Origin of the sequence: Acidovorax sp. A1169, from assembly GCF_030704685.1 — a bacterium.
Lineage (GTDB): Bacteria > Pseudomonadota > Gammaproteobacteria > Burkholderiales > Burkholderiaceae_C > Acidovorax.
In genome coordinates, this window is record NZ_JAUZDX010000007.1 from 79,642 (window position 1) to 105,323 (window position 25,682).

The 25,682-nt window shown below is 69.5% G+C and carries 23 protein-coding genes; 13 read left to right on the top strand and 10 right to left on the bottom strand.

What is annotated here, in order from left to right:
• Positions 1 to 146: 146 nt before the first annotated feature.
• The gene (gene pssA, locus QYL93_RS13635; RefSeq protein WP_057266775.1) at positions 147 to 776 is read right to left on the bottom strand and encodes a CDP-diacylglycerol--serine O-phosphatidyltransferase; all 630 of its coding nucleotides are present in this window, start codon (positions 774 to 776) and stop codon (positions 147 to 149) included.
• 446 nt (positions 777 to 1,222) lie between these two features.
• Between pssA and QYL93_RS13640 the strand changes: the two genes are divergently transcribed.
• Positions 1,223 to 3,088, top strand: coding sequence for an AMP-binding protein (locus QYL93_RS13640; RefSeq protein WP_370876978.1), 1,866 nt, complete (start codon positions 1,223 to 1,225; stop codon positions 3,086 to 3,088).
• A 44-nt stretch (positions 3,089 to 3,132) separates the two neighbouring features.
• A complete protein-coding gene (locus tag QYL93_RS13645; RefSeq protein WP_305744135.1) occupies positions 3,133 to 4,137 on the top strand; it encodes a tripartite tricarboxylate transporter substrate binding protein in 1,005 nt (334 codons plus the stop codon).
• A gap of 188 nt (positions 4,138 to 4,325) precedes the next feature.
• On the opposite strand, the gene QYL93_RS13650 is transcribed toward QYL93_RS13645, so the two are convergent.
• Positions 4,326 to 6,395, bottom strand: a complete 2,070-nt coding sequence (locus QYL93_RS13650) for an acetoacetate--CoA ligase (protein WP_305744136.1) — start codon at positions 6,393 to 6,395, stop codon at positions 4,326 to 4,328.
• A 258-nt stretch (positions 6,396 to 6,653) separates the two neighbouring features.
• Here QYL93_RS13650 and QYL93_RS13655 point away from each other — a divergent pair, with 258 nt between their 5' ends.
• Entirely contained in the window at positions 6,654 to 9,083 is a 2,430-nt protein-coding gene (locus QYL93_RS13655) for a right-handed parallel beta-helix repeat-containing protein (RefSeq protein WP_305744137.1), read from the top strand.
• Between the two features lie 33 nt (positions 9,084 to 9,116).
• On the opposite strand, the gene QYL93_RS13660 is transcribed toward QYL93_RS13655, so the two are convergent.
• Positions 9,117 to 9,356, bottom strand: a complete 240-nt coding sequence (locus tag QYL93_RS13660; protein ID WP_305744138.1) for a DUF6139 family protein — start codon at positions 9,354 to 9,356, stop codon at positions 9,117 to 9,119.
• Positions 9,357 to 9,503: 147 nt separating this feature from the next.
• Between QYL93_RS13660 and QYL93_RS13665 the strand changes: the two genes are divergently transcribed.
• From QYL93_RS13665 to ubiM, 5 genes are all read left to right on the top strand, one after another.
• Positions 9,504 to 10,109, top strand: a complete 606-nt coding sequence (locus QYL93_RS13665) for a TetR/AcrR family transcriptional regulator (RefSeq protein WP_305744139.1) — start codon at positions 9,504 to 9,506, stop codon at positions 10,107 to 10,109.
• Positions 10,110 to 10,125: 16 nt separating this feature from the next.
• Positions 10,126 to 10,302 carry a hypothetical protein gene (locus QYL93_RS13670; RefSeq protein ID WP_305744140.1) on the top strand — a complete coding sequence of 59 codons (177 nt, stop codon included), beginning with the start codon at positions 10,126 to 10,128 and terminating at the stop codon, positions 10,300 to 10,302.
• A 46-nt stretch (positions 10,303 to 10,348) separates the two neighbouring features.
• On the top strand, positions 10,349 to 11,242 hold the full coding sequence (locus tag QYL93_RS13675; protein WP_305744141.1) for an alpha/beta fold hydrolase: 894 nt from the start codon (positions 10,349 to 10,351) through the stop codon (positions 11,240 to 11,242).
• A gap of 59 nt (positions 11,243 to 11,301) precedes the next feature.
• The gene (locus QYL93_RS13680) at positions 11,302 to 11,739 is read left to right on the top strand and encodes a hypothetical protein (protein WP_305744142.1); all 438 of its coding nucleotides are present in this window, start codon (positions 11,302 to 11,304) and stop codon (positions 11,737 to 11,739) included.
• Between the two features lie 79 nt (positions 11,740 to 11,818).
• Complete coding sequence (ubiM, locus tag QYL93_RS13685; protein WP_305744143.1) at positions 11,819 to 13,093, top strand: 5-demethoxyubiquinol-8 5-hydroxylase UbiM; 1,275 nt, start codon at positions 11,819 to 11,821, stop codon at positions 13,091 to 13,093.
• A gap of 124 nt (positions 13,094 to 13,217) precedes the next feature.
• Here ubiM and QYL93_RS13690 read toward each other — a convergent pair whose 3' ends face one another.
• Positions 13,218 to 13,961, bottom strand: coding sequence for a zf-TFIIB domain-containing protein (locus tag QYL93_RS13690; protein WP_305744144.1), 744 nt, complete (start codon positions 13,959 to 13,961; stop codon positions 13,218 to 13,220).
• Between the two features lie 163 nt (positions 13,962 to 14,124).
• On the opposite strand from QYL93_RS13690, the gene QYL93_RS13695 reads away from it, so the two are divergent.
• The gene (locus QYL93_RS13695) at positions 14,125 to 14,550 is read left to right on the top strand and encodes a hotdog fold thioesterase (RefSeq protein ID WP_057200328.1); all 426 of its coding nucleotides are present in this window, start codon (positions 14,125 to 14,127) and stop codon (positions 14,548 to 14,550) included.
• Positions 14,551 to 14,561: 11 nt separating this feature from the next.
• Here QYL93_RS13695 and QYL93_RS13700 read toward each other — a convergent pair whose 3' ends face one another.
• The 5 genes from QYL93_RS13700 to QYL93_RS13720 all read right to left on the bottom strand — a co-directional run bounded on the left by QYL93_RS13700 (position 14,562) and on the right by QYL93_RS13720 (position 21,301).
• Positions 14,562 to 16,151, bottom strand: coding sequence for a gamma-glutamyltransferase family protein (locus QYL93_RS13700; protein WP_305744145.1), 1,590 nt, complete (start codon positions 16,149 to 16,151; stop codon positions 14,562 to 14,564).
• A gap of 40 nt (positions 16,152 to 16,191) precedes the next feature.
• A complete protein-coding gene (gene hpxZ, locus QYL93_RS13705; protein ID WP_305744146.1) occupies positions 16,192 to 16,590 on the bottom strand; it encodes an oxalurate catabolism protein HpxZ in 399 nt (132 codons plus the stop codon).
• 1 nt (position 16,591) lies between these two features.
• Complete coding sequence (locus QYL93_RS13710; RefSeq protein ID WP_370876973.1) at positions 16,592 to 19,129, bottom strand: ATP-binding cassette domain-containing protein; 2,538 nt, start codon at positions 19,127 to 19,129, stop codon at positions 16,592 to 16,594.
• Positions 19,130 to 19,152: 23 nt separating this feature from the next.
• On the bottom strand, positions 19,153 to 20,031 hold the full coding sequence (locus QYL93_RS13715) for a branched-chain amino acid ABC transporter permease (RefSeq protein WP_305744147.1): 879 nt from the start codon (positions 20,029 to 20,031) through the stop codon (positions 19,153 to 19,155).
• Between the two features lie 76 nt (positions 20,032 to 20,107).
• Positions 20,108 to 21,301: an ABC transporter substrate-binding protein gene (locus tag QYL93_RS13720; protein WP_305744148.1), complete on the bottom strand. Its 1,194-nt coding sequence runs from the start codon at positions 21,299 to 21,301 to the stop codon at positions 20,108 to 20,110.
• 266 nt (positions 21,302 to 21,567) lie between these two features.
• On the opposite strand from QYL93_RS13720, the gene QYL93_RS13725 reads away from it, so the two are divergent.
• From QYL93_RS13725 to QYL93_RS13740, 4 genes are all read left to right on the top strand, one after another.
• The gene (locus tag QYL93_RS13725) at positions 21,568 to 22,020 is read left to right on the top strand and encodes a nuclear transport factor 2 family protein (RefSeq protein ID WP_305744149.1); all 453 of its coding nucleotides are present in this window, start codon (positions 21,568 to 21,570) and stop codon (positions 22,018 to 22,020) included.
• Entirely contained in the window at positions 22,017 to 22,931 is a 915-nt protein-coding gene (locus tag QYL93_RS13730) for a polysaccharide deacetylase family protein (RefSeq protein ID WP_305744150.1), read from the top strand. Before QYL93_RS13725 ends, QYL93_RS13730 begins: the two co-directional genes overlap by 4 nt.
• Before the next feature lie 10 nt (positions 22,932 to 22,941).
• Positions 22,942 to 24,165, top strand: a complete 1,224-nt coding sequence (locus tag QYL93_RS13735) for an amidase (protein WP_305744151.1) — start codon at positions 22,942 to 22,944, stop codon at positions 24,163 to 24,165.
• 73 nt (positions 24,166 to 24,238) lie between these two features.
• Positions 24,239 to 25,048 (top strand): GntR family transcriptional regulator, encoded by an 810-nt coding sequence (locus tag QYL93_RS13740; protein WP_305744152.1) that lies wholly within the window; start codon positions 24,239 to 24,241, stop codon positions 25,046 to 25,048.
• Between the two features lie 25 nt (positions 25,049 to 25,073).
• On the opposite strand, the gene QYL93_RS13745 is transcribed toward QYL93_RS13740, so the two are convergent.
• The gene (locus QYL93_RS13745) at positions 25,074 to 25,646 is read right to left on the bottom strand and encodes a cob(I)yrinic acid a,c-diamide adenosyltransferase (RefSeq protein ID WP_057200336.1); all 573 of its coding nucleotides are present in this window, start codon (positions 25,644 to 25,646) and stop codon (positions 25,074 to 25,076) included.
• Between the last annotated feature and the right edge of the window lie 36 nt (positions 25,647 to 25,682).

Consider the following 25,682-nt stretch of genomic DNA (forward strand, 5'->3'; position numbering starts at 1 on the left):
TTACGGGGCGCGGCATCGGCAATCGCGCTGCCCAAGCCAGGGCAGCCGCGCAAGGGCCGCCCCGCCGCGCCGGCTGCGTCCCCCTTCCCGAATGGCGCAGCCATTCGAGAGAAGTGGTGAAGGCGCGAAGCGACTCAGGGGGTTGTTCAGAATTTCGGAATGCGGATACGGCTGATCATCAAGGAGCCGGAAACCGCAAACAGCAGCACCAGCGGATGCAACGTGAAGCCGCCGACCAGCACCTTGCCGAACCACAGGTTCTCGCCGAGCGCACCCATATAGCCGGCCAGGGCCAGCAGGGCCACCAGCACGATGGAGGTGGGGATAGGCGTGCCCTCGAAGTACCGGACCTTGCCGTCGTCGCCCGAGAGCGTTTCGGCCGTGACGTTGTAGCGCGCCAGGCGAGAGACGCCGCAGGCCACGAAGTAGGCCAGCACCACGCGGTCGTACAGGCCCTGCATGCCGCAGCCATAGGCCATGATGGCGGGCGCCACGCCGAACGAGATCACGTCGGCCAGTGAGTCGAGCTCGCGCCCCATGGCCGAGCTCTTCTGGCGCCAGCGCGCGATGCGGCCGTCCAGCACGTCGAAGATCAGTGCCGCCAGCACCAGGGCGGCGGCAAAGTAGACATGCAGCACATCCCCGGTCGCCAGGTAGGTCATGGCCGAGAACAGCGCACCGACGCCGCACACCGCGTTGCCCAGCGTGAACCAGTCGGCCAGGTGGAACTCGCGGATCATCGAAAAGCGCTTGGGATGGGGTTGGGGAGTGGTCATGTCGGGAGCGCTCCGGTCGCGCCAGGGGAAGTGGTGACGCCACATTATGGGCGGCTGCGCGCGCCGTTTCCTGTAGGCACATGACCCGCGCGGGTGGGGATGCAGTGTGCACCGCCGCGCCCACCTGCCAGCACACCCTCGCAAGGGGGCGCAGCCCATCCCTTCTGACTGTCAAATTTTTTTGAACAGAGTGTCCATGTATTTAGAGGATTGTCAAAAAATCGGCGCGCACCAACAATGGCCTCTCCACCTGTTTTTCAGGATGGACCCGATTTGCCAGGAGACAACACCATGCACACTGCCGGGAGCGCACAGTCGCCCTGCCCCACCCTTGTCGCCACGGGCTGGGGGGCCTGCGCATGACGACCGCCATCGGGACCACGCACGCGCGCCCGCCCTTGTCGGCCCCCTTCGCCCCGGCGTTCCCCGTGCGCAGCCTGCAGGACGTGGAGCGCCTGGAGGCGTTGCCGCTGGCCCAGGCGCTACCGGTGCAGAGCACCTACGAGATCTTCTGCAACTCGGCCCATGCCTTTGGCGACAAGACGGCGCTGAGCTTTCTGCCCACGGCCGACCCGGCCGACGAGCCCGTGCGCTGGTCGTACGCGCAGTTGCTGGCCGGCATCCACCAGACGGCCAACCTGCTGCACGACCTGGGCGTGGGCCCTCAAGATGCCGTGGCCGTGCTGCTGCCCGGCTGCCTGGAATACCACCTGGCGCTGTGGGGCGGCGAGGCAGCCGGCATCGTGCAGCCGCTCAACCCGCTGCTCACGCCAGAAAAGCTGGCGTCCATGATGACCCTGGCCCGCGCCAAGGTGCTGATCGCCTATGGCGAAGACGGCGACTCGGGCTTCTGGACCAAGGCCATGGGCCTGCTCGGCCAGGTGCCCACGCTGCGTACCGTGCTGCGCGTGGCGCCGCACGGCGAGGCCCCAGGCGCGGCCGGCCCCCTGCCCGAGGGCGTGATCGACTTTGCCAGCCGCAGCGCCCAGCCCGATGACCGGCTGGTGAGCGGGCGGCGCATCGTGGCCGGCGACATCGCGGCTTACTTCCACACCGGCGGCACCACGGGCGCGCCCAAGCTCGCGCGGCACAGCCACGGGGCGCAGGTGTTCACGGCCTGGGCCTGCGTGCAGATGCAGGGCATGCGGCCCGAGGACGCAGGCATCAACGGCTACCCGCTGTTCCACGTGGCCGGTGTGTTGCCGGGCTCCCTGGCCGCGCTCTCGGCCGGGGTGGAGACCATCATCCCCACCACCGGGCTGTTCCGCAACCGCCAGGTGATCGCCAACTACTGGCGCCTGGCCGAGCGCTACCGCTGCACCTACCTGTCGGCCGTGCCCACGGTGCTGGCCGCGCTGGCCAATGTGCCACTGGACGGCGCCGACATTTCGGCACTGCGTTACTGCCGCACCGGTGCGGCGGTGCTGGCGCCCGAGCTGGCGGCACGCTTCGAACGCCTGTTCGGCCTTCACGTGCACGAGAGCCTGGGTATGACGGAGATGGCGGGCATCTCCACCATCACGCCGCCCGGCGTCAACGCGCCTGCGGGCTGCGTGGGCTGGCGCCTGCCGTACGTGCAGCTGCGCATCGTGGCGCTCGATGCGCACGGCAATGCCTCGGACCAGGAGATGCCGCCCGGCCAGCCGGGCATGGTGCTGTTTCACTCGCCCAACCTGTTCTCGGGCTTTCTCGACGCGGCCGACACCGCCCGGGCCTTCACGGCCGACGGCTGGCTGGCCACGGGCGACCTGGGGTTTGTCGATGGGCAGAGCAGGCTGCACCTGAGCGGGCGCTCCAAGGACCTCATCATCCGCAGCGGCCACAACATCGACCCGAAGGTCATCGAGGATGCCCTGGGCGCCCACCCTGCCGTGCAGCTGTGCGCTGCCGTGGGTGCGCCCGATGCCTATGCGGGCGAGCTGCCCGTGGTGTTCGCCACGCTGGTGCCGGGCCAGCAGGCCAGCGAGGCCGAGCTGCTCGACTTCGCCAGTGCAGGCGTGGACGAGGCCGTGGCCCGGCCGCGCCGCATCACTGTGCTGGACACCATGCCCGTGACCAACGTGGGCAAGATCTACAAGCCCGCACTGCGCCTGCAGGCCGCCTGCCAGACCGTGCAGACGCTGGTCGACGGCGTGTGCAACGAGCTCGGCGTGGCCGAACGCCCCACCGTGCTGGCCGAGGGCGACAGCGCCGTGTGTGTCACCGTCGATGCCGCCGCCGCGGGCTCGCAGGCATTGCTGGAGCGCCTGCGCCGGGTGCTGGAGCCCCTGCCCGTCAAGGTGCAGGTGGCGCTGTCACCGCCCGCCCACTGATCCCTCACACCGCTTCACCTACAACTATTCCAGGAGACAAAACCATGCCAACCTTCCCAACCCTTCAACGACGCACCTGGCTCGGCGCAGCCGCTCTGGCCATCAGCACCCTCGCCAGCACGGCCGCGCTGGCCCAGCAGCCGGCCTACCCCACCAAGCCGATCAAGGTGGTGGTGCCCTTTGCCCCAGGCGGCGCCACCGACGTGCTGGCCCGCGTGCTCGCCGAGAAGATGGCGGCCGGCCTGGGCCAGCCCCTGGTGGTGGACAACAAGCCCGGCGCGGCCGGCATCATCGGCACCGATGCGGTGGCCAAGGCCGCGCCCGATGGCTACACCATCGTGCTGGGCCTGAGCAATTCGCTGCTGACCAACCAGTTCCTCTACGAAAAGCTGCCCTACGACCCGCAGCGCGACCTGGCGCTGGTCTACCAGATCGCCATCGCCCCGCTGGTGCTGGTGGCCCACCCCAGCGTGCCCGTGGCCAACGGCCCCGAACTGCTCAAGTACGCCGCCGCCAACAAGGGCAAGGTGGCCTACGGTTCCTACGGCACGGGCGCCTACCCGCACCTGGCGGGCGCCTACATGAGCCTCACGCAGAACGCCGACATGAGCCATGTGGCCTACCGGGGCGAAGCCCCCATGGTGCAGGACCTGATCGGCGGCCAGATCCAGATGGCCTACGCCAGCGCGCTGGTGGCCAAGCCACACATCGACGCCGGCAAGCTCAAGGCGCTGGGCGTGACCGGTGAGCGGCGCATGGGCATTCTGCCCAATGTGCCCACGCTGGCCGAGCAGGGCATGACCGACGAGGCCTACCGCGTGGCGGGCTGGCTGGCCTTTGCCGCACCGGCGGGCACGCCACCGGCCATTCTGGAGCGCCTGGCGGCCGAGGTGCGCAAGGCCGTGCAGCTGCCCGACGTGGCACAGCGCATCGCAGGCATGGGCTTCGAGGCCAAGGCCAGCTCGCCAGCCGAGTTCAAGGCCGCTTACATGAAGGAGCGGCCGGTGTGGGAGCGTTTGATCAAGCAGTCGGGCGCGAAATTGGACTAACCCCCTGAGCCGCTTCGCGTCACGGTGCGTCCGCCAGAGGCGGCCGCTCTTCGTTGCCGTCCAAGCCTGCGCAGGCAGGCTTGGAGCCGCGGCACTCAGCCCCTGAAGGGGGACGCCCTCCGTGCGGCGGGGCGGCCCTTGCACGAGGGCACTGGCCTACGCCGTGCCTGCTCAAAGGCGGGCTGACTTTAGTGCATTCCCGAGGCCCGTCGGTTTGCAAACGCCACATACCAGTCCAGGCAGCCCGGGTTGGCCATGGCGTCCTTGTTGACGACCTTCTCGATGGGCTGGCCCAGCAGCAGCTTCTTGATGGGCAGCTCCTGCTTCTTGCCGCTCAGGGTGCGCGGGATTTCGGGCACCTGGAAGATGTCGTCGGGCACGAAGCGCGGGCTCAGTGCGGTGCGCACGGCGCCGTTCAGGCGCTGGCGCATGGCCTCGTCGAGCGCCACGCCCTCGCGCAGCACCACGAACAGCGGCATGTAGCTTTCGCGGCCCAGGTATTCGAGGTCGACCACCATGCTGTCGAGCACTTCGGGCAGGGCCTCGACGGCGCTGTAGATCTCGCTCGTGCCCATGCGCAGGCCATGGCGGTTGATGGTGGCGTCGGATCGGCCGTAGATGATGCAACCGCCACTGGCACCATCGATCCTGAGCCAGTCGCCATGGCGCCAGACGGCGCCGGCCTCGGGCCCGGTGTCGCCGCCGCCGGGCCGGCGGCCATGGCCGGCCGGGTACATGTCGAAGTAGCTTGAGAGGTAGCGTTCGCCTTTCGGGTCGTTCAGCAGGTACAGCGGCATGGAAGGGATGGGCTGCACGCAGACCAGTTCGCCCACCTCGTCCTTCACCGGCTCGCCCTGGGCGTTCCACGATTCCACCGCGGCGCCCAGCATGCGGCACTGCATTTCGCCGGGCACCTGGGGCATCTCGCGGTGGCCGCCGATGAAGGCACCGCAGAAATCCGTGCCCCCCGAGATGTTGTTCCACCAGATGTCCGGCGTGCCGATGCGCGCGAATTGCGCCGTGCCCCAGGCCTGCACCTCGGGCGAGAGCGGCGACCCTGTGGTGCCCAGCGCGCGCACGCGCGAGAGATCGCCGCAGTCGGCCAGCGCGAGCCCCGACTTCATGCAGTTGGCGAAGAAGGCCGCGCCCGCGCCGAAGAAGGTCACCCCCGTCTCGGCCGCAAAGCGCCAGAGCGTGCCCCAGTCGGGTTGGTCCTTGCTGCCGCCGGGATTGCCGTCGTAGATCACGCAGGTGGTGCCCGAGAGCAGGCCGCTGGCCTGGGCGTTCCACATCACCCAGCCGGTGGAGCTGTACCAGTGGTAGCGCTCGCCGAAGCTGTTGGCCTCGTAGCTGCAGCCGATGTCGTTGTGCAGCACCTTGAGCTGCAGCGCCACCAGCACCATGCCGCCGTGGCCATGCACGATGGGCTTGGGCAGGCCCGTGGTGCCGCTGGAGTAGACGATCCACAGCGGGTGGTCGAAGGGCATCCACTCGGGCTCGAAGGCATCGACCGCCGGGCCGCTGGCGGCCACGTCGGCCGCCCAGTGGGACCAGCCGGGCAGCGTGGCCGCAGCATCCAGGTTGAGCACCAGGATGGCGTGCTGCACACTGGGCAGGGCTGCGCGCAATTCGGTGAGCACGCCCGTGCGGTCGTGGTCGCGCGCGCCGTAGCGGATGCCGTCCACGCCGATCAGCACCTTGGGCTCGATCTGGCGGAAGCGGTCGAGCACGGCATGCGTGCCCATGTCGGGGGCGCAGATGCTCCACACCGCGCCGATGCTCACGGTGGCCAGCAGGGCCACCATGGCCTCGGGGATGTTGGGCAGGTAGGCGGCCACGCGGTCGCCAGGCTGCACGCCCTGGGCCTTCAGGTGCAGCGCCAGCGAGGCCACCTGGCGGCGCAGCTCGGGCCAGGCCAACTCGCGGTGCTGGCCCTTTTCATTGCGGCTGACGATGGCCGGCAGGCCGGCGGCATGGGCCGCCTGCACATGGCGCAGCGCCTGGCGTGCGTAGTTGAGCCGCACGCCCGGGAACCATTCGGCCCCCGGCATGGTGTTGCGTGCCAACGCCACGGTGGGCGGGGCGGGCGATTCGATCTCGAAGTAGTCCCAGACGCTGTGCCAGAAGGCATCGAGCTCGGTGGTGGACCAGCGCCACAGCGCGTCGTAGCTGTCGAAGCTGAGGCCGCGCTGGTCGCGCAGCCAGTCCTGGTACAGGCGGATCTGGGGAACGAAAGGGGGGGTATTTTTTGTCTCCATGGCGACGCAGCGTACCAGCGCCAGGGGATCCCTGCCATCCGGTGCCGTCTCCGGACGGACATCCGAGCCAGCGCTGCGGTCATCTACCCATCCCCGTAACAATCGGCCACATTTTTGCGGGTAAACCCTGGAGAGATACGACAACTCGTCGTAAATACTCCGCCTCGCACCTGGACAGCAAGCAACCACCGCGGTCAGCGCGGGGCATCGTCGGTGCGCAACAACAAACACGGTACCGACATCGGGGGGGAACTGGACATGAAGATCGCCAAGCACGGCGCGGGCATCGCCGCGCGCTCGAACCTTCGCACGCACTGGGCGTCCGCCACATTGCTGGGCCTGGCCTGGGCAGGCAGCGCGCACGCACTGACCTCACTGGGCCCGGCCATGCTGAACCCCACGGCCTGCTTCCACAAGGATCAGGGCTTCATCGCCCGGGCCCAGCTGGACTTCAGCCCCGAGAGCGCCGATGCACTCTTCGATGTGTACAAGGGCGCCTACTACCAGGGGCAGTGGGCTTTCCAGAACAGCCAGGGGCAGTGGGTCGTACTACCACCATCCATCGGCGTGGTCCCCATTGCGGGCAACGCCATACGCCACCCGCAGCGCACCCTGGGCGCAGGTGTGAACACGCTGGACGTGGGCATTGCGGAGCCTGCCCTGCGCACGCCCGGCATGTTGCCGGGGCTCACGGTGTTCGTGGGCTACGGCGTCAGCGGGCCGCAGAGTTTTGCCGACCTGCTGGCGCGCCAGCGCTTTGGTGTGGTGGCACAGCTGGTGGGCAATGAGCCTTTGCGCGACAACTGCGATACCCCTTCGCCCGCACCCGCACCAGGTGCGGGCGGTGGCGGCGGGGGTGCGGCACCCACGCCAGCGCCGGCACCGGCAACGCCCGGCACACCGGCGCCATCGCCAACGCCGTCCCCAGCCCCGGCTGGAAGTCCTGTCGCCCTGAACATCCGGGTGCAGGGCCTGGGCCTTGGGCGCACACTGCAACTGGGGCATGGCACGGCGACCCTGAGCGCCACACTGAACGAGCCCTACCGCTTCGCGCCCCAGGTGGCGGCCGGTACCGCGCTGGACCTGCGCGTCACGACCCAACCCACTGGGCAGAGCTGCGCAGTATCAGGCGCCGCACCGGCCACCGTGCCTGCCGACGGTGCACCAGTCTTTGTGCGCTGCGTGCACACCGCCGCAGCCCATGTCATGATGCCCGATACCGCCCCCCGCAAGCCCCTGGCCGTGGGCTTTGCATTGCGCGACCTGGCCTACCCAGGCATCGCCTACGAGAGCCGGCCCGGCGTGGTCGGCGGCATCTTCCCCTACGAGTACCGCCTGCAGGGCTTCACGCGCAACGGCGTGGAGCAGAACAGTGCCGACCTGTCGCTCGACTTCCGGCGCGGCACGGTGCGCTTCACGCCGGCGGCAGAGGGGAGCTACACCGTCACGCTGGAGATCAGGGACAGCGGCAGCGCGCAGCAGACCCTGGTGCGCAGCTTCACCATCGACGCCGCCGCATCGCGCTTCGTGTTCGTGGCGCCCGACGGTCAGGACGGCAGCGGCCGTGGCGCGCGCGCCCTGCCTTACCGGACGGTGGCCTACGCCATGGCGCGCACCACGTCCAGCCAGGCCATCGTGCTGCGCAAGGGCAGCTACCTGACCGGCGCGCTGCAGATCCTGGACAGCAAGGCCAAGCAGATCCTAGCCTACCCCGACGAGGTGGCCACGCTGGACATGAACAAGGTCGGCAACATTTCCGTCGCCTCTTCCACGGCGCCTGCGCCGCGCATCGAGGGCGTGGACATCACCAACGTCAAACAGTACGGCATCGTCAGTGACCCGAGCAAGGCCGGACTGGTGGTGCGCAACGTGCGCTTCGTCAATGGCGAGGAAGGGCCGACCTTGAGCGAGAACCCCGCCTTCATCCATGGCTGGGGCGACAACGCGCCCGCCTGGCGCCACCAGTTCCTGGTGCAGGACAATGATTTCGGCACCTACGTGGGTGCGGGCTACGCCACCACGTTCTTCGATGCAGGCGAATCGCTGATGGAGAACAACCAGCTGCGCCTGGGCAAGGTCAACGGTGGATTCCACGACAAGGACAATTCGCAGAACAACACCTACCGCGAGAACTACATCGAGTTCTCGGCCACCAACAGCACCACCTCCGGCATCCAGGTGTCGGCCCAGGCCAATTCGGTGGGCGTGCACATCCATCACAACCTGCTGGTGAACGCCGGCATCTCGCTCGGGGTACAGTGCTTTCAGCAGACCTGCTTCATGCGCGACCATGACGTCCACCACAACACCTTGGTCAACCAACGCATCGCCATGAACTGGGGGCCGTTCAATCCCACCAGCGCGGGCACGCGCATCAGCCACAACATCCTCAGCAGCCGCAGCACCACGCCCTATGGTGGCCTGTCGTGCCAGAGTCGACCCGCCGGCCTGGCCACGCAGCTGTCTGCACGCGCCAACCTGATCGAAAGCACGGGCACGCTGGCCTTCAAGGACAGCGAGTGCACCGGCAACGACATGGCCTGGCCTGTTTGGCAGGGCACCTACGGCCAGGACATGGCGGCATCCGGCAGTACCGTGGGTGCGGCCAGCGTGCTTACCGGTTCGGGCCCGACCACCGGACTGCCCGCAGGAGACGCCCGGCGCACGCAGCGCGGGCACCAGTATTGACAGGTTGTTGGCCACTTGGCACACCCGGGCAGGTCAGGCGCCTTCCGGCTCGTGCAGGCCCGTGATCGCGTAGCCCTTCTCCTTGAGCTGGGTCCCGGGCTTGACGATTCCGTAGTGGTCCCAGCGCTCGGCATCTTCGTCCAGGTCCTGGCCTTTCACCTCCGTGTCCCAATCCGTGTTGGTCGCTTCCTCCGGGATGCGCCTTCCTTCCGGCACGGCAAGGTGGGTGAAACGGCCCTCGGCTTCGGCCCGACGATAGATGTCCACGCGCATGGTTGGTCCTTTGGCGGTTACAAAGGACCCACTCTACCGCCCATGGCTGCCCGGCGCCGTAGGAAAAACTCTCGCTGCCATCAGGGCCATGGCGCAACCGATGAAATCGGCGCTTGATTTTTCGCACGACTGTGCTAAATTTGCGCCATGGACGCCAAGACCCAGAAAGCCGAGCTCACGCGCGCCGCCATCATTGGCGCCGCGCTGGATGTGGCTGCGGCCGACGGGCTCGAATCCATCACCCTGCAGGCCGTGGCCGACCGGGTGGGCCTGTCCAAGAGCGGCGTGTTCTCACGTGCTGGTTCGCGCGAGGCGCTGCAGAAGGCCGTGATCGAAGAGTACGGCCGCAGCTTCCTGGCCCAAGTGTTCGTGCCCGCCATGCAGCAGCCCAAGGGCCTGCCACGCCTGAACGAGATCGTGCGCCGCTGGATCGCGCGCACGCGCGATGTGGAGGCCTTCACGGGCTGCATCTACATCGCCGGCGCCTTCGAACTCGACGACCGCACCGGCGAGCTGCGCGACCTGCTGCACACCGAGATCACGCGCTGGCGCGCCGCGCTGCGCCGCACCGTGCTGCAAGCCATCGAGGCCGGGCACCTGCCTGCCGGTACCCCGGCCGACCAACTGGTCGCGGAGATCTACTCCATGCTGATGGGCCTGTTGCACGACGTCCGCTTCCTGCGCGATCCGCAGGCAGTGCACCGCACCGAGGCGTCCTGGGCGCGCCTCGTCAAGAGTTACCAGACCGCCTGACACCCCGGTGCATGCCATGGAAACCCTTATTATTTGTTCGCCCCGATTTCGCACAACCGTGCGAATGAAGGAAATCTCCATGCTGATCCTTTGTGGCAGTGCGGCAATCGCCGCCATCGCGGGCGCCATCCATGCGCTGCGCAAGGCACTTGACGGCCTTCCGCGCAGCAACCGCGACTGGGTCTTCTACTGACCCGCCGCCGGCCGCCCACCCCTTCCACTTGTCCCGGAGCCCCACCATGAGCCAGTCCACCGCCCTGCAGGCCACATCGAACTTCTACGGCGCACATGCCGGCATGCGCCTGGTGCGCCTGGCACTGGGCACGGCGCAGCGCCTGTGGCCCCGGCTTGCCGTGCGCAGCGCCTACCGCCTCTTCGGCACGCCCCTGCCCTTGCGCAAGAGCGGCCACCGGACCCCGCCCGCCGCAGGCTGGCAAGCAGAGCGCTGGCCTTTCGAGGATGCGGAGATCACGCTCTACACCCGCAGCGGCCTGCCCGCCGATGGCTCTGTGGTGTTGCTGTCCCACGGCTGGGGCGGGCACGCGCGGCACATGCTGCCCCTGGCCGAAGCGCTGGCCGCGCGCGGCATGCGCCCGGTGCTGGTGGACCTGCCCGCCCACGGCGGCAGCCGGGGGCGGGTGAGCAACCTGCCGCAGTTTGCCCGCGCCATCGAATACGCCACGGCGCGTCTGCAGGCGCGGGGCGACACGCTGGCCGCCGTGGTGGCCCATTCGCTGGCGGCGAATGCGGCGGCCCATGCCGCCAGCCGGGGCCTGCCAGCCGCCCGCCTGGTGCTGCTGGCACCGCCCGCATCGCCGCGCGAGTACACCCGGCTGTTCGCACAGGTGTTCGGCCTGACCGAGACTACGCGCGCTGCCATGGAGCGGCACATCGAAGCACGCGAAGGCATCCTCATGCCCCAGTTCGAACCCCAGGCCGTGGGGCCACGCATCGCCCAGCCCACGCTGGTCGTGCACGACCGGGGCGACCGCATCAACCGCTTTGCCGATGGCGAGGCCTACCGCGACCACATCGCGGGCGCGCAGTTGCTGGCCACCGACGGGCTGGGCCACCGCAAGCTGCTGCAGGACGAGGCCGTGCTGCGCGCCGTGGCGGATTTCATACAGGGCTGATGCCGCCCCGGGCGCCAGGCCTATGATCGGCAGCCTGTTCCTGCCGACCCGAATTCCCGATGCCCCTGCTCATGTCTGCCTGGCCCATCCTGGTCTGGGTGTTGCTCGCCCTGGTCGTGCTGTCCGCCCTCTTCTTCCTGGCCAAGGGCGACCGGAGGGCCTTTGCGCAACTGCTGGGCCTGGTGGCCTGCTTCCTGATCGGCGCGCTGCTCATGGAGTTCATGCTCTTCATGGCCGCGCGCATGTCGCGCACGGGCGGTGTTCAGGGCACGCCGGTGCTGGGCGACGGCACGCGCCAGCTGCTGCAGACCATCGCCAACCCGCGCTCCATCACGGCACCGCCACTGTCCATGGCTGCCGTGGCGGCGTATTCCGTGCCGCTGTCCTACCTATGGCTGGCGGTGACCTGGGTGCTGCACCTGCGCGGCGGTGGCAAATCGGGTGCTGGCAAGAAGAAAAAGCCGGCCAAGGCATCCGGCAAGTCGCGCAAGGCTTGACCTACGGCAAAGCCCCTGCTGGCACGGGGGCAGCACAATGGGCACGCACCCACAGCGGGTGCGCCCATACCCTCTTGCCATGGCTTCTTCCCGAAGTGACGTTCTCATCGTGGGCGGCGGCCCCGCCGGGCTTTCGCTCGCCATTGCCCTGGCGCAGGCCGGCTTCAGCACCACCGTGGTGGAGCAGCAGCCCGAGGCGGCGCTGACCGACCCAGCGCCCGATGGCCGCGAGATCGCGCTCACCCACCCCAGCGTGGCCGCCCTGCAGCGCCTGGGCACCTGGGCCGGCCTGCAGGCGCACGAACGCGGTGAGATCCGCGAGGCCCAGGTGCACGATGGCCCCCTGGGTAGCCACGGCCCCCTGCGGCTGCACACCGGCGGCGCGCAGGCACTGGGTGCCATCGTCTCCAACCACGCGCTGCGGCGCACGGCCCATGCGGTGGCGGCGCGCACGGCGGGCGTGCGCATCCTCAGCGGCGCGCAGGTGCACCGGGTCGCCACCGATGCCGACCATACCGAACTCGACTGCACGCTGGCGCCGGCCGAGGGCACCGGCGCCTCCCAAACCCTGCAGCTGCGCGCTCCCCTGCTGGTGGCGGCCGACAGCCGCTTTTCGGCCACGCGCCGCCAACTGGGCATCGGCGCGGACATCACCGACTTCGGCCGCACGGTCATCGTCTGCCGCATGCGCCATGCCCTGCCCCATGGCGGCACGGCCCACGAATGCTTTGGCTACGAGCGCACGCTGGCGATCCTGCCCCTGCCCGACGCCCCGGACGGTCAGCCCGTGTGCTCGGTGGTGGTCACGGCCAGGGCCGCCGATGCCGCTGCCTTGATGGCCTTGTCGCCCGAGGCCTTTGCCGCGCAGGTGCAGGCCCAGTTCCAGCAACGGCTGGGGCCGATGGCCCTGGACGGCGAGCGCCATGCCTGCCCGCTGGTCGGCGTGTATGCCCGGCGCTTTGCCGGGCCGCGCTGCGCCCTGCTGGGCGATGCGGCCGTGGGCATGCACCCGGTGACGGCGCATGGCTTCAACCTCGGGCTTGCGGGCGTGGAGCGCCTGGTCGGCGCTCTGGTCGCCGGCCGCCACCTGGGCCACGACCCGGGCCACGAGGCAGCCCTGGCCCGCTATGCCAGCGCCCACCACCGCCATGCCTGGCCGATGTACCAGGGCACGAACGCCATAGTGCGGCTGTACACCGACACGCGGCCCGTGCCCCGCCTGCTGCGCCAGGGCGTGCTGCAGCTGGCTCGGCGCCTGCCGCCGCTGCAGGCGGCCATCGTCGGGCAGCTCACCGGGCGCATGGGCGCGCTCGCTGCCGCGCCGCACCGGACCGCGCTGCGGCCCTGGGACTGAAAAGCCTGGCCTAAGAGCGGCCAACAAACTCAGCGAAGCGGTTCTGGCTAGGCGCTGCGTCGCAGGCAGTACGAGCAGTACGACAAGACGCTGCAACGACGCCAGAAGAGTTTTGTTAGCCGCTCTAAGAACTCAGCATGCCCCAGACGAGGGCCACCCCGGCCACGAGCAGATCGCCGGTGACGCCCGCGTCGGACGCATTGGCGCTGGTGAAGCGCTCTTTCTGCCGCTCGCGCTCGGCGCGCGTGCGGTCACGCTCCAGCGACACCAGTGCGTCGGCCAGGTCGGTGCGCTGGGGCGGGTGCAGTTGGGCGGCGCGCTGACCGGCCTGGGCATAGCCCTCCAGCGCGCTTTTCACGGCCTCGGGGTCGATCAGCGAAAACGCAGCGCGGCAGTAGGGGCAGGCGTGGTCCTTGCGAATGTCCACCGGCGAGCCGCAGCCCGTGCAGTAGATGGCACCCACGCGCTTGGCGAGGTCGGCCACTTCGGGCTTGGTCATGTGGCGCACGAAGCCCTTCTCCACCATGAAGGACGAAAAGGTGCTGAAGCGGCCATGCTGGCTGGCGCAGCGGTAGAGCACATAGCGGCCGCTGCGCACCAGGTCAAAACCGTGCGCCAGCGGGCGCACGCAGCGCGGGCAGGCCAGGCTGTTCTGCAACGGGCGCCGCTCGTCCGTGCGGTGCTCGTGCAGCAGCCTGAACAGCTCCACTACCGCCGCAGGCGCGAGCTTGAGGTTCTCGTGGCGGTCGAACCAGATGCCCTGGCAGGCAAAGCACAGGTCGAGCGTCTGCATGCCCCCCTGGTTGGTGGCGAACTGGTGCGCTTCCATGGGCTGGCGGCAGGAGGGGCAAGAGGGCAGGTGCTGCATGGGACGGGTGGAAAGCCGGCGGGTATACAGCCATGGTAGCGCGCTGGCGGGCGGACCCGCAGGCGACGCAACCCGCGGCCCAGGTCGCCGAACCGAAGCACAATGGCGTGTTGCCAACCCGACAGGCGCCTGACGGCGCCCTCTGCGAGAGAAGAGATCAACGATGCCTGCCATCTGGAAGAAACCCATCACCGTCGAATCGCTCACCCACCACAGCCTGCGCACGGCTGTGCCGCACCTGGGCATCGAGTTCCTGGAAGTCGGCGACGACTTCGTGCGCGGCCGCGTGCCCGTGGACGAGCGCACCCACCAGCCCTACGGCCTGCTGCACGGCGGCGTGAGCGTGGTGCTGGCCGAAACGCTGGGCTCGGTGGGCGCCGCCCACTCCTGCCCCGAGGGCTACCGCGCCGTGGGCCTCGATATCAACGCCAACCACCTGCGCTCCACCCAGAGCGGCTGGGTGACGGGCACGGCCCGCCCGGTGCACATCGGCCGCACCACGCATGTGTGGCAGATCGACATGGTCAACGACGCCGGCGAGATGACCTGCGTGTCGCGCATCACCATGGCGATCCTGGCGCCGCGCTGAGGCAATACTGCCTAAACGGCCGCACAGACCCCGTCGGCGCGCGGATCGGTCGCGCCCTCGATGCGCCCATCGGGGTGGAACGCCACCGCCCCGGCATGGCCCATCATGTCCTCGAAGGCACCCACCACCTGCACGTCGTGGCCGGCGGCGCGCAGTTGGTCCACCAAGGCCGGGTCCACGCGCGATTCGAGCTTGAGGTTGGTGGAGTGGTCGCCCCAGGTGCGGCCCAGCAGCCAGCGCGGCGCGGTCACCGCGGCCTGCATGTCCTGGCCGAAGAGCACGTGGCGCGTGAACACCGCCGCCTGCGTCTGCGGCTGGCCCTCGCCGCCCATGGTGCCGTAGGCCAGCACGCGCCCGTCTTTCAAGTGCGCCAGCGCCGGGTTGAGGGTGTGGAACGGCAGGCGCCCCGGGGCCAGTTGGTTGGGCCCGGCGCCCAGCGTGAACGAGGCGCCGCGGTTCTGCCAGTGCAGACCCGTCTCGGGCAGCACGATGCCGCTGCCGAACTCCCAATAGATGCTCTGGATGTAGCTGACGACATTGCCGTGTGCATCGGCGGCGCCCATCCACACCGTGTCGCCGGGCTCCGTGGGTTCAGGCCAGGGCGCTGCGCGGGCCTTGTCGATGCGTGCGGCCTCGGCGTCGAGCGCGGCGGCCTGCAGGAAGGCCGCCGGATCGGCGCGCATGTACGCCGGGTCGCCCACGTGCTTGTTGCGCCAGGCAAAGGCCCGCTTGGTGGATTCGACCAGGCCATGCACATGGTCGAAGCCCTCGGCCTGGCCCACGCCCAGGCGGTCGAACAGACCCAGGATGGCCAGCGAGGACACGCCCTGAGTGGGCGGCGGCTGGTTGAACACCCGGCAGGCCGATAGATCCACCGCCAGCGCTGCCACCCGCTGCGCATGCCAGCCCTCCAGGTCGGCCAGCGCCAGCGGGCTGCCCAGGGCCTGCAGGTCGCGCGCCATGCTGCGCGCCAGGTCGCCGCGGTAGAAGTCGTGCAGCCCGGCCTCGGCCAGGCGCTGCAGCGTGGCTGCGGTGCGCGGCTGGCGCAAGGTATCACCCCGGTGCGGTTGCCCCTCGGGCGCAAAGGCGGCGGCGAAGCCGGGCACATGCTCCAACTCGGCCCACTTGGCGCGGGTCAGCTCCACCTGGGAGGTGGTGATGGGTACGCCCTCGCGCGCATGGCGGATGGCGTCTTCGAGCAGGCGGGCCAGCGGCAGGGGCTTGCCACCCCAGCCACGGGCCACCTCCAGCGCCTCGGCCCAGCCGCCGATGGCCCCGGCCACGGTGAGCGCCGCGCGCGAGCCCCGCGTGGGGATGGCCGCGTCGCCGTGCGCCTGGTAGAAGGCCGCGTCTGCCGCCTGGGCCGCACCGCCGCAGGCGCGCACCGCCACCGGAGCAGCCATGCCCGGGGCATGGATGAGCCAGAAGCCATCGCCACCCAGGCCGTTCATGTGCGGATAGACCACGGCGATGGCGGCGGCCGCCGCCACCATGGCCTCCACCGCATTGCCACCCTCGCGCAGCACGGCGGCGCCGGCCTGTGCGGCCAGGTGGTGGGGGGCGGTGACCATGCCACCGCGGCTTTGCAGGCTGTGCAACATCGGAAATGTCTCCTGGGATTGGTTTTTCTTGGAGCGAATGCTAGTCCATCAATGACACGTGGGCCGCCACCACGCACCAGCCCTGCTCGGGCATGCGCACCCAGGTCTGCTGCTGGCGGCCGGTGCGCGCGCTTCCTTCGCGCGCGAACTCGGTGCTGGCGGTGGCGAAGTCGCGCCCGTAGGTGGTGAGGGTTGTGCTGCGCAGCGTTCGCGCCAGGCCGGCCGCCGAGCGGCCGCTGCGGAAGGCACGGATCGCGTCGATGCCATACAGGCACTCCGTGGCGCCATAGCGCACCGTGTGCGGGCTGTGGAAGAAAAGCGCATCGAGCATCTCCACTTCGTTGTGGACCAGGGCATGCTCGTAGCGCGCAGAGGCGGCCGTGACCTCGGCGAGGACATCGGGCAGGTTGATGGCAGTGTGGTCGTCCATGGCGTTCATTTCAATGTCCACCGCCGAGGTAGGCGCGGGTCAGGGCATCGTTGGCGGCAATTTCCGCCGCCGTGCCCTGGGCCACCACGCGCCCGCCTTCGAGCACATAGGCCCGGTCGGCCAGCGAGAGGGCCAGCGCCGCCATCTGGTCCACCAGCACCAGGGTCATGGATTCGTCACGCAGGCGCGCGAGCGAAGCGAACAGCTCTTCGATGACCTTGGGCGCCAGGCCCAGCGAGGGCTCGTCGAGCAACAGCACGCGAGGGCGGCTCATGAGGGCGCGGGCGATGGCCAGCATCTGCTGCTCGCCGCCCGAGAGCAGGCCGGCGCGCTGGTGCAGTCGCTCGCGCAGGCGCGGAAAGCGCTGCAGCATCTCCTCCACCCGGGCCTCGCGGCCCTCGGGGTGGAGGAAGGCTCCCAGGCGGATGTTGTCGAGCACCGAGAGTTCGGGAAACACCTGGCGCCCCTCGGGCACAAGCACCAGGCCACGCGCCACGATCTGCTCGGCGCGCAGCGGGCCCAACTCCACGCCGTCCATGTGGATGCCGCCCGTCAGCGGCCGGTGCAGGCCTGCCAGGGTGCGCATCAGCGTGGACTTGCCCGCGCCGTTGGCGCCCAGCAGGGCCACCATCTCGCCCTGGCGCACGCGCAGGTCCACACTGTGCAGAACGGGCTCGGCGCCATAGCCGGTGGTGAGCCGGCCCACGCCCAGCACCTCGGGCGCATCGGCCACCAGAGTGCGCGCCGCAGCGGCATGCACGGCCACGGCGCCACCCGCGCCTTCGCCCAGGTAGGCCTTGCGCACGGCGGGGTGGGCTTGCACCTCGGCTGGCGTGCCCTCGGCCAGGTGGCGGCCCGATTCCATCACCACCACATGGTCCGACAGGCCCATGACCAGCGCCATGTCGTGCTCCACCAGCAGCACGCCCACGCCCTGGTCGGCAATGCGGCGCAGCAATGCAGACAGCTGGTCCTTGTCCTCGGTCGACAGGCCGGCGGCCGGCTCGTCGAGCAGCAGCACCTCGGGCCGCATGGCCAGAGCACGCGCGATCTCCACCAGGCGCCGGTCGACGTGGGCCAGGTCGGCGGCCGGCACCTGCACGGCGCCCCTGTAGCCGCACCAGGCCAGCAGGGAGCGCGCTTCGTCCCGCGCACCGGGCGAGCACACGCGGCCACCGCCCAGCAAGGTGCCCAGGCCACCGCGTGCCAGTGCCAGGGCCACGTTGTCGAGCACGCTCAGCGAGCCGAAGAGCTGCGAGGTCTGGTAGCTGCGCGCCACACCGGCCCGGGCGATGCGCCAGGCGCCCCGTCCCTGCAAGGGCTCATCACCCAACAGCGCGCCGCCACTGGTGGGGGTGTAGAAACCGCTGAGCATGTTGAGCACCGTGCTCTTGCCCGCGCCGTTGGGCCCGATCAGGCTGGTGACAGCCCCCGGACGCACGGCAAAGGACAGTTCGCTCACCGCACGCACGCCACCGAACACCATGGACAGGCCCTGTGCGCTCAGCGCACGGCCACCCTCGGGCTTCAGCGCGGGCAAGGCACCGCCCGGGGTAGCGCCAGCTTCGGCACTGGCGGGCACGCTGCGGCGCAGGCGCGCCAGCAGCCCCACCAGGCCCTGCGGTGCCACCCACAGCACCACCAGCAGCAGCGCGCCGAAGAACAGCAACCGGTATTCCTCCAGGCTGGAGAGCAGCTCGGGCAGCAACCCCACGATCACCGCACCCACCAGAGGCCCGGCAATGCTGCCCGCCCCGCCGATCATCACCACCAGCACGAACAGGATCGACTGCAGGAAGGAAAAACTGTGCGGCGTGACGAAACCCGACAGCGGCGCATACAGCCCGCCCGCAAGCCCCGCGAGCAGTGCCGACACGGCGAACGCCACGGTCTTCACGACCAGCGGGTTCAGGCCGATGGACTCGGCCGCCGTCTCGGAGTCACGCACCGCGCGCAGCGCGGCGCCCCAGGCGCCGCGTGAGAGCCGCACATAGGCCAGCAGCGCCACCGCCACGGCCACGATGGCCAGCACGGCAATGGCACGCTCGCCGCGCAGCGCCTCGATGCCCAGGGCCGGTGAGGCGATGCCCATGATGCCGTTTTGCCCGCCGGTGAGCTCGCGCATCTCCACCGCGCTGTGCTCCACGATCAGGCCGAAGGCAATCGTCACCATGGCCAGGTACGGGCCCTTGACGCGCAGCGCCGGCAGGGCGAGCAGCGCCCCCATGGCACCGGCCAGCAAGGCAGCGACAGGCCAGGCGGCCCAGAAGCTCCACCCAGCCTTGGTGGTGAGGATGGCCACTGCGTAGGCACCGATGGCGTAGAAGCCCACGTGCCCGAACGACACCTGGCCCGACAGGCCCAGCAACACGTTCAGGCCGATGCCCACCAGCGCCAGCAGCGCCACGTTGGCCAGCACGAAGACGTAGTAGCCATTGACCTGCGTGGCCAGCGCCAGGCCCGCGGCCACGCCCAGCGCCGTGAGCACGAGCAGGGTGGGCATGGCCAGCCCGCGCGCGGACGAAGGAAGGGAGGACGCATTGTGCATGGGGGAGGAGAAAGTCGTCGTCTTCATACCTTGCGCACCAGGGCACGCCCGAACAGCCCGTTGGGCCGCACGGCCAGCGCCACGATGACGAGCGAGAAAGTGAGGATCTGCGTGTAGCCCGAGCCCAGCGTGGAGGTGATCAGCGCCTCGGCCACGCCGAACAGCAGGCCTGCGGCCATGACGCCCCAGGCACTGCCGATGCCGCCCAGGATGGCGACCGCAAACGCCTTGAGGCCGAACAGCGTGCCCATGTCGGACTGCACGTTCACGAGCGGCGCGATGAGCACACCCGCCACGCCGGCGAACACGGCCGACAGCGCGAACGCAGCCGACACCACGCGCCCGATGGGGATGCCCATGAGCCGCGCCGCATCGCGGTTCTGCACCACGGCCAGCATGGCCGTGCCCCAGCGCGTGCGCCGTGCCACGAAGTGCAGCACGGCGGCCAGCACCAGGCCGATGGCCGGGATGATGAGCTGCAGCGGGTACACGCCCAGGCCGATGTCGCCCAGCGTCATCGGTGCCTGGGCCAGCGGCGACGGCAGGCTGCGCGGCTCCTTGCCGAAGGTGAACATGGCCAGGTTGTCGACCACGATGCCCAGCGCCACGGTGGCCATGAGCCAGGCGTCGGAGCCCCGGCGCGCGAAGGGGCGCACCGCGAAGAACTCCACGGCCAGGCCGTAGAGCGCGCAGAGCAGCAGCGCCAGCAGCACGGCCAGCGACATGGGCCAGCCCAGCACCATGGCGAAGCCATAAGTGAGCACCGCGCCCAGCATCATGGAGCTGCCCTGGGCAAAGTTCACGGTGCCGGAAACGACGAAGGTGACGTGAAAGCCCAGGGCCATCAGCCCGTACATGCTGCCCAGGCCGATGCCGCTGATGAGGGCGGAGAGAAAGAGCATCGTGGTGATCAGGAAGTAAAAGGATCAGGGAACATCCCACGCCGGCTCGGGCGCGGGACAGCGTCGCGTGGCGCGCTTACTTTTCGAGGCCCACGGGCAGGATGCGGTTGCCTATGAACTGCGCCCACACGTAGTCGTTTTCGCTCAGGGCGTCATGGTTGGCTTCGGTGAAGGGCTTGTCGTAGCCCTTGATCAGGCCGTCGTACTTGCCGATCTTGTAGAAGCCCTGGCGCACGGCGTCGCCTTCGGTGCTGCCGGCCTGGGTGATGGCCAGCGCCGCCAGTTGCATGGCGTCGTAGGCGTTGGCCACGCCCACTGCGGGGGTGATGTTGTCGGGGCCCTTGATCTCGGGGTACTTGGCCTTGAGGGCTGCCAGCACCTTCTCGCCCACCGGGCCCTGCTTGCCGAAGAAGCTGTAGGTCTGCACGAAGTGCACGTTCTTGGCGTTGGGGCCGGCCAGTTCGGTGAAGCGGCCACCCGCAGGGCCCCAGTGCGAGACGATGGGCACCTGCCAGCCCATGCGGTCCAGCGACTTGACTACCTGGGCCGAGGGGCCCACGTTGCCGACCAGGAACAGCGCGTCGGCGCCGGCCGCCTTCAGGCGCGTGAGCTGGGGCACCACGTCCACGTCGCTGTCCCCGAACTTCTCGATGCCCGCAGCCTTCATGCCCTTGGCGGTCAGCGCTGCGGTCAGGCCCTTCTCGTTGGACTCGCCCCAGGGGTTGTTCACCAGGATCATGCCGGGGGTCTTGGCATTGAAGGTCTTTTGCGCATAGGCCAGCATGCCGCGGTCGACGATCTCGTCCACGGCCGAGACGCGGAACGCGAAATTGGGCTTGGCGCCGTTCTTGGTCACCGGCGTGCCTGCGGCCCAAGGGCCCATGAAGGGCACCTTCTCCTGGTTGGCCAGCTGCACGATGGCGATGGAGACCGGCGTGTCCAGCCCGCCGAAGAGCACGGCCACCTTTTCCTTGTAGATAAGTTCGCGCGCAGCCGTCACGCCCTTGGCGGGGTTGGCCTCGTCGTCGCGGCGCACAAGTTCGAGCTTGCGGCCGCCAAGCAGGCCGCCCTTGGCGTTGATCTCTTCGATGGCAATGGTCAGGCCGCGCGTGATCGCATCGCCCGCCAGCGCCGACTGGCCCGAGAGGGCGGTGACCAAGCCGACCTTGATCGGTTCGGCGGCATGGGCGGCGCCCATGGTTCCCAGGGCGGCCCAGGCCGCAGTGGCGAGCGTGGCGACGGCAAAGCGGCGGCGGGTGGTGAAAGGCATGGCGGTTCTCCTGCAGTGGCGGGTGGACGGGAATGAACGGATCGGTGGGCGGGTGTCGGCCCGCCTCGGGAGGCTCCACCAGCAAGCACCGTGCCAATGTCAACAAACACTGATATCTATTGGTAACTTTATTGATATTTGATTGTCGACAATCTGGCACACGCTTTGCTGACAACCACTACCACAAGCAGTTCATCGCGTTCTGCCCCAATCCAAGGCAACCCCGCAGCATTTCGCACCCCGGTGGTGCGATCAGGAGCACCAATATGCAGCAACAACAGCACACCCTGCCGACCCAGGACGCCGGCGCCATCGTCGAAGAGTTCCTGCGCCTGGTGATGATTCCGGACCCCGTGGCCGCCAGCCGCTTCGTCGCTCCCGGCCTGGCCATCCGCTTCACGGGCGGCCGGCAGATGCGCCAGCCGGCCGAGTGCAGCGCCTTCAACGCCACGCGCTACGCCTGGGTGAAAAAGAAGTTCGAAAGCACCGACGTGGTGGCCGGTGCCACGCACGAAGAGGCCGTGGTCTACAACACCGGCACGCTCTACGGCGCCTGGCCCGATGGCACGCCGTTCGAGGGCAACCGCTATGTGGACCGCTACGTGCTGCAGCGCGGCCTGATCGTGCGCATGGACGTGTGGAACGACAGCGCCGAGTGGCTGCTGGTGCGCGCAGGCCTGGCCACGCCCTGGTCGCCCACCCAAGGTGCCGGCGCATGATCACCAGCATCTACGGCGATGGACCCCTGCCCTCCCATGGACGCTTCGGCTACACGCCCATCACCCGCCGCCCCGACTACACCTGGCCGAACGGCGCACGCCTGGCGGTCTACCTGGGCTTCAACCTGGAGCACTTCGCCTTCGGCGGGGGCCTGGGCGCGCGCATCGGCCCGGCATCGCCCGAGCCCGACGTGCTTAACTACAGCTGGCGCGAGTATGGCAACCGCGTGGGCGCCTGGCGCTGCCTGGAGCTGTTCGACCAGTTGGCCCTACCGACCAGCTGCATCCTGAACACGGCCCTGTACGAGCACTGCCCGGAGTTGCTGGCCTCCTGCGCGGCGCGGGGCGACGAGCTGATCGGCCACGGCCACACCAATTCGGAGCGCCAGGGCGACTTTGCCGAGGGCGAGGAGGCCGCCCTGCTCGCCGCCTGCCGCGAGCGCATCGCACAGGCCAGCGGCAGCGCGCCTGCGGGCTGGCTCTCGCCCTGGATCTCGGAGAGCCCCACCACGCCCGACCTGCTGGCCGAGGCCGGCTACCGATACACCCTGAACTGGGCGCACGATGACCAGCCCGTGCCGATGCGCACGCGCAGCGGCCAGCGGCTGTGGTCGATTCCCTACCCGCAGGAGCTCAACGACATCCCGATGATCATTGCGCGCCAGCTCGATGGCAAAGATTTCGCGCAGATGATTGTCGACAATTTCGACGAAATGCTGCAGCAATCGGCCGCGCAGCCGCTCGTCATGGGCATTGCCCTGCACCCCTACCTCGTGGGCCAGCCCTACCGGCTGCGGCATCTGCGCCGCGCGCTGGAGCATGTGGCCCGTGCGCGCGATGCAGGTGCCGTCTGGTTCACCACGCCCGGCGCCATTTGCGCGCACGTGGATGCCCTGTTCCCTTCTGCCTGAGCCCCGCCCCATGCACTACCCCATCGCCTCCCCCGGCCTGCCCTTCACCGACACTGTCCATGCCTGGGTGCCCCACGGCCATTTCGTGATCGAAGGGGCGCCCGACGGCCCCTTGGCCGGCCTGCGCTTTGCCGCCAAGGACGTGTTCGACGTGGCCGGCCAGCCCACGGGTGCTGGCAACCCCGCCTGGCTGGCGAGCCACCCTCTGCCCACGCGCCACAGCGCGCTGGTGCAACAGCTGCTCGACGCCGGTGCCACGCTGTGCGGCAAGCTCGTCACCGACGAGCTGGCGTACAGCATCCACGGCCACAACCTGCACTATGGCATGCCGCTCAACAGCGCCGCGCCCGAGCGCATCCCCGGCGGCTCGTCGAGCGGCTCGGTCGCGGCCGTGGCCGCTCGGCTGGTGGACTTTGCGCTCGGCACCGACACCGGTGGCTCCACCCGTGTGCCTGCCAGCTACTGCGGGGTGTGGGGGCTGCGCACCACGCACGGCCTGGTCTCGCGCGAGGGCCTGGTGCCGCTGCACGACAGCTTCGACACCGCGACCTGGTTCGCGCACGACGCCGGCACCTTCGAGCGCGTGGCCGGGGCGCTGCTGCCGGCCACCCCTTTCGCGGCCGTGCGCGCCGTCGTGCTGCAGGACGCGGCCGCCGAGGCCGATGCCGAGGTGGCCGCACTGCTGCCCCGGGTGGGCGAAGTGCTCGCCAGGCTCCTGCCCCAGGGGGTGGGTACGGCCACGGCAGCCCAGGGCAGTTCTCTGGAGGACTGGCGCCGCCACTACGTGGCCTGGGGCGCCCATGAGGCCTGGCAGGCCCATGGAGACTGGATCAGCAGCCACACGCCGAGCTTCGAGGATGCCATTGCCGGCCGCTGGCAGGCAGCATCGCAGGTCACGGCCGAGGCCGCCGGGGCTGCGCGGGCCTCAGGCCAGGCCGCCCGCGCCCAGGTGCGTGCGCTAGTCGGCAGCGATAGGGTGCTGGTTGTGCCCTCGGCCGCCAGCGTGGCACCGCTGCGCAGTGCGGGGGGTGCCGAGATCGACGCCATCCGCGCGCGCACGCTGCGCATCTGCTGCATTGCCGGGCTGGCCGGGCTGCCGCAGGTGAGCCTGCCGCTGGCCACGGCCCGTGGCCTGCCGGCGGGGGTGTCGCTGATCGGCCCGGCCGGCAGCGACCTGGCCCTGGTGCGCCTGACGGTACAGGTCTGGCAGGCGCTGCAGGACGGCGGGCTCTGAAGGCGCGACAATGGGGGCAACAACATCCGCCGGACCGCGCGACGACAGACAGCAGGCATTCCGGGCGAACACCATGGCCACCAAGACAACTCCCCGCGCCGGCGCCAAGCCGCTGCGGGCCACTACCTCGACCCAACTCGCTGCGGCAGTGCCGCTCAAGGCGGCCGCGCAACTGCAGGAAAGCGACCTGCCCGGCCTGCCGGGCCTGCGCAAGGGCGACGACGTGGAAACACGCATCTACAACACGGTGTACGAGAGCGTGATGACCCAGCGCCTGACGCCCGGCACAAAGCTGCCCGAGGCCTCGCTGTGCGAGCTGTTCGACGTGCGCCGCGCCACCGTGCGCAAGGTGCTGCAGGCGCTGGCGCACGACCACATCGTGGACCTGCGCCCCAACCGCGGTGCCATCGTCGCCGAGCCCACGCCCGAAGAGACGCGCCAGGTGTTCGAGGCACGCCGCGCGCTCGAAGGCTCCATCGTGCGCCTGGCCACGCGCCATGCGACGCGCGAGGACATCGCCTCGCTGCGCCAGCAGCTTGCGCAGGAACACGACGCCATGCACCGCTTCACGCAGCCCGCCTGGGCACGGCTGGCCAGTGCCTTCCACCTGCGACTGGCCGAGCTGGCACGCAACCCGGTGCTGCAGCGCTACCTGATGGAGCTGGTCTCGCGCTGCTCGCTGATCGTCGCGCTGTACGAGCCACCCGGCAAGGCCTCGTGCGAGCACGAAGAGCATGAACGCGTGGTGGATCTCATCGCCCAAGGCGACGCAGACGGTGCGGCGCGGGAGATGGAAGCGCATCTGCTGGCGCTGGAGCACAGCATCACGCTACAGCAGGAGCGCAGCGACAACAACCTGGCGCGCATGCTGGGCATGGCCTGAGGTCTGCGCAACAGAGCCGTGGCGATCAGTTGTCTGCGGCCTGCGATCGCGCAAGCCGCTCGCTTTGCCAGTACACGTCGTCGCCGCCATCCATGCGGTTGAGCACGCGGGCCAGCACGAACATCAGGTCCGACAGGCGGTTGAGGTACTGGCGCGGCGCGTCGTTCAGGGTTTCCTCACTGCCCAGGCCCACCACCACACGCTCGGCGCGCCGCGCCACGGTGCGGCAGACATGGGCCTGTGACGCGGCTCGGGTGCCTGCGGGCAAGATGAACTCCTGCAAGCGTGGCAGTGATGCGTTGTAGTGCGCCAGCGCTTCGTCCAGCTGCAGCACGGCCTCGGGCTTGAGCAGTTCGTAGCCGGGGATGGACAGCTCGCCGCCCAGGTTGAACAGCTGGTGCTGCACCTGCACGAGCAGGCTGCGCACATCATCCGGCAAGGGTTCGCACAGCAGCAGGCCGATGTGGGAGTTGAGCTCGTCCACATCGCCCATGGCATGGATGCGGGTGCTGTTCTTGGAGACGCGCTGGTCGTTGCCCAGCCCGGTGGTGCCGGCATCGCCCGTGCGGGTGGCGATGGCGGTGAGTCGATTGCCCATGGAGGTCTCCTGTGCGCAGCGTCTGCAGAAGTCCGG

Bases quoted from the DNA above. Each gene is read 5' to 3' on its own strand.
- pssA (WP_057266775.1), bottom strand. From the start codon at position 776: ATGACCACTCCCCAACCCCATCCCAAGCGCTTTTCGATGATCCGCGAG.
- QYL93_RS13645 (WP_305744135.1), top strand. From the start codon at position 3,133: ATGCCAACCTTCCCAACCCTTCAACGACGCACCTGGCTCGGCGCAGCC.
- QYL93_RS13650 (WP_305744136.1), bottom strand. From the start codon at position 6,395: ATGGAGACAAAAAATACCCCCCCTTTCGTTCCCCAGATCCGCCTGTAC.
- QYL93_RS13655 (WP_305744137.1), top strand. From the start codon at position 6,654: ATGAAGATCGCCAAGCACGGCGCGGGCATCGCCGCGCGCTCGAACCTT.
- QYL93_RS13660 (WP_305744138.1), bottom strand. From the start codon at position 9,356: ATGCGCGTGGACATCTATCGTCGGGCCGAAGCCGAGGGCCGTTTCACC.
- QYL93_RS13665 (WP_305744139.1), top strand. From the start codon at position 9,504: ATGGACGCCAAGACCCAGAAAGCCGAGCTCACGCGCGCCGCCATCATT.
- QYL93_RS13670 (WP_305744140.1), top strand. From the start codon at position 10,126: ATGGAAACCCTTATTATTTGTTCGCCCCGATTTCGCACAACCGTGCGA.
- QYL93_RS13675 (WP_305744141.1), top strand. From the start codon at position 10,349: ATGAGCCAGTCCACCGCCCTGCAGGCCACATCGAACTTCTACGGCGCA.
- QYL93_RS13680 (WP_305744142.1), top strand. From the start codon at position 11,302: ATGCCCCTGCTCATGTCTGCCTGGCCCATCCTGGTCTGGGTGTTGCTC.
- ubiM (WP_305744143.1), top strand. From the start codon at position 11,819: ATGGCTTCTTCCCGAAGTGACGTTCTCATCGTGGGCGGCGGCCCCGCC.
- QYL93_RS13690 (WP_305744144.1), bottom strand. From the start codon at position 13,961: ATGCAGCACCTGCCCTCTTGCCCCTCCTGCCGCCAGCCCATGGAAGCG.
- QYL93_RS13695 (WP_057200328.1), top strand. From the start codon at position 14,125: ATGCCTGCCATCTGGAAGAAACCCATCACCGTCGAATCGCTCACCCAC.
- QYL93_RS13700 (WP_305744145.1), bottom strand. From the start codon at position 16,151: ATGTTGCACAGCCTGCAAAGCCGCGGTGGCATGGTCACCGCCCCCCAC.
- hpxZ (WP_305744146.1), bottom strand. From the start codon at position 16,590: ATGAACGCCATGGACGACCACACTGCCATCAACCTGCCCGATGTCCTC.
- QYL93_RS13710 (WP_370876973.1), bottom strand. From the start codon at position 19,129: ATGCACAATGCGTCCTCCCTTCCTTCGTCCGCGCGCGGGCTGGCCATG.
- QYL93_RS13715 (WP_305744147.1), bottom strand. From the start codon at position 20,031: ATGCTCTTTCTCTCCGCCCTCATCAGCGGCATCGGCCTGGGCAGCATG.
- QYL93_RS13720 (WP_305744148.1), bottom strand. From the start codon at position 21,301: ATGCCTTTCACCACCCGCCGCCGCTTTGCCGTCGCCACGCTCGCCACT.
- QYL93_RS13725 (WP_305744149.1), top strand. From the start codon at position 21,568: ATGCAGCAACAACAGCACACCCTGCCGACCCAGGACGCCGGCGCCATC.
- QYL93_RS13730 (WP_305744150.1), top strand. From the start codon at position 22,017: ATGATCACCAGCATCTACGGCGATGGACCCCTGCCCTCCCATGGACGC.
- QYL93_RS13735 (WP_305744151.1), top strand. From the start codon at position 22,942: ATGCACTACCCCATCGCCTCCCCCGGCCTGCCCTTCACCGACACTGTC.
- QYL93_RS13740 (WP_305744152.1), top strand. From the start codon at position 24,239: ATGGCCACCAAGACAACTCCCCGCGCCGGCGCCAAGCCGCTGCGGGCC.
- QYL93_RS13745 (WP_057200336.1), bottom strand. From the start codon at position 25,646: ATGGGCAATCGACTCACCGCCATCGCCACCCGCACGGGCGATGCCGGC.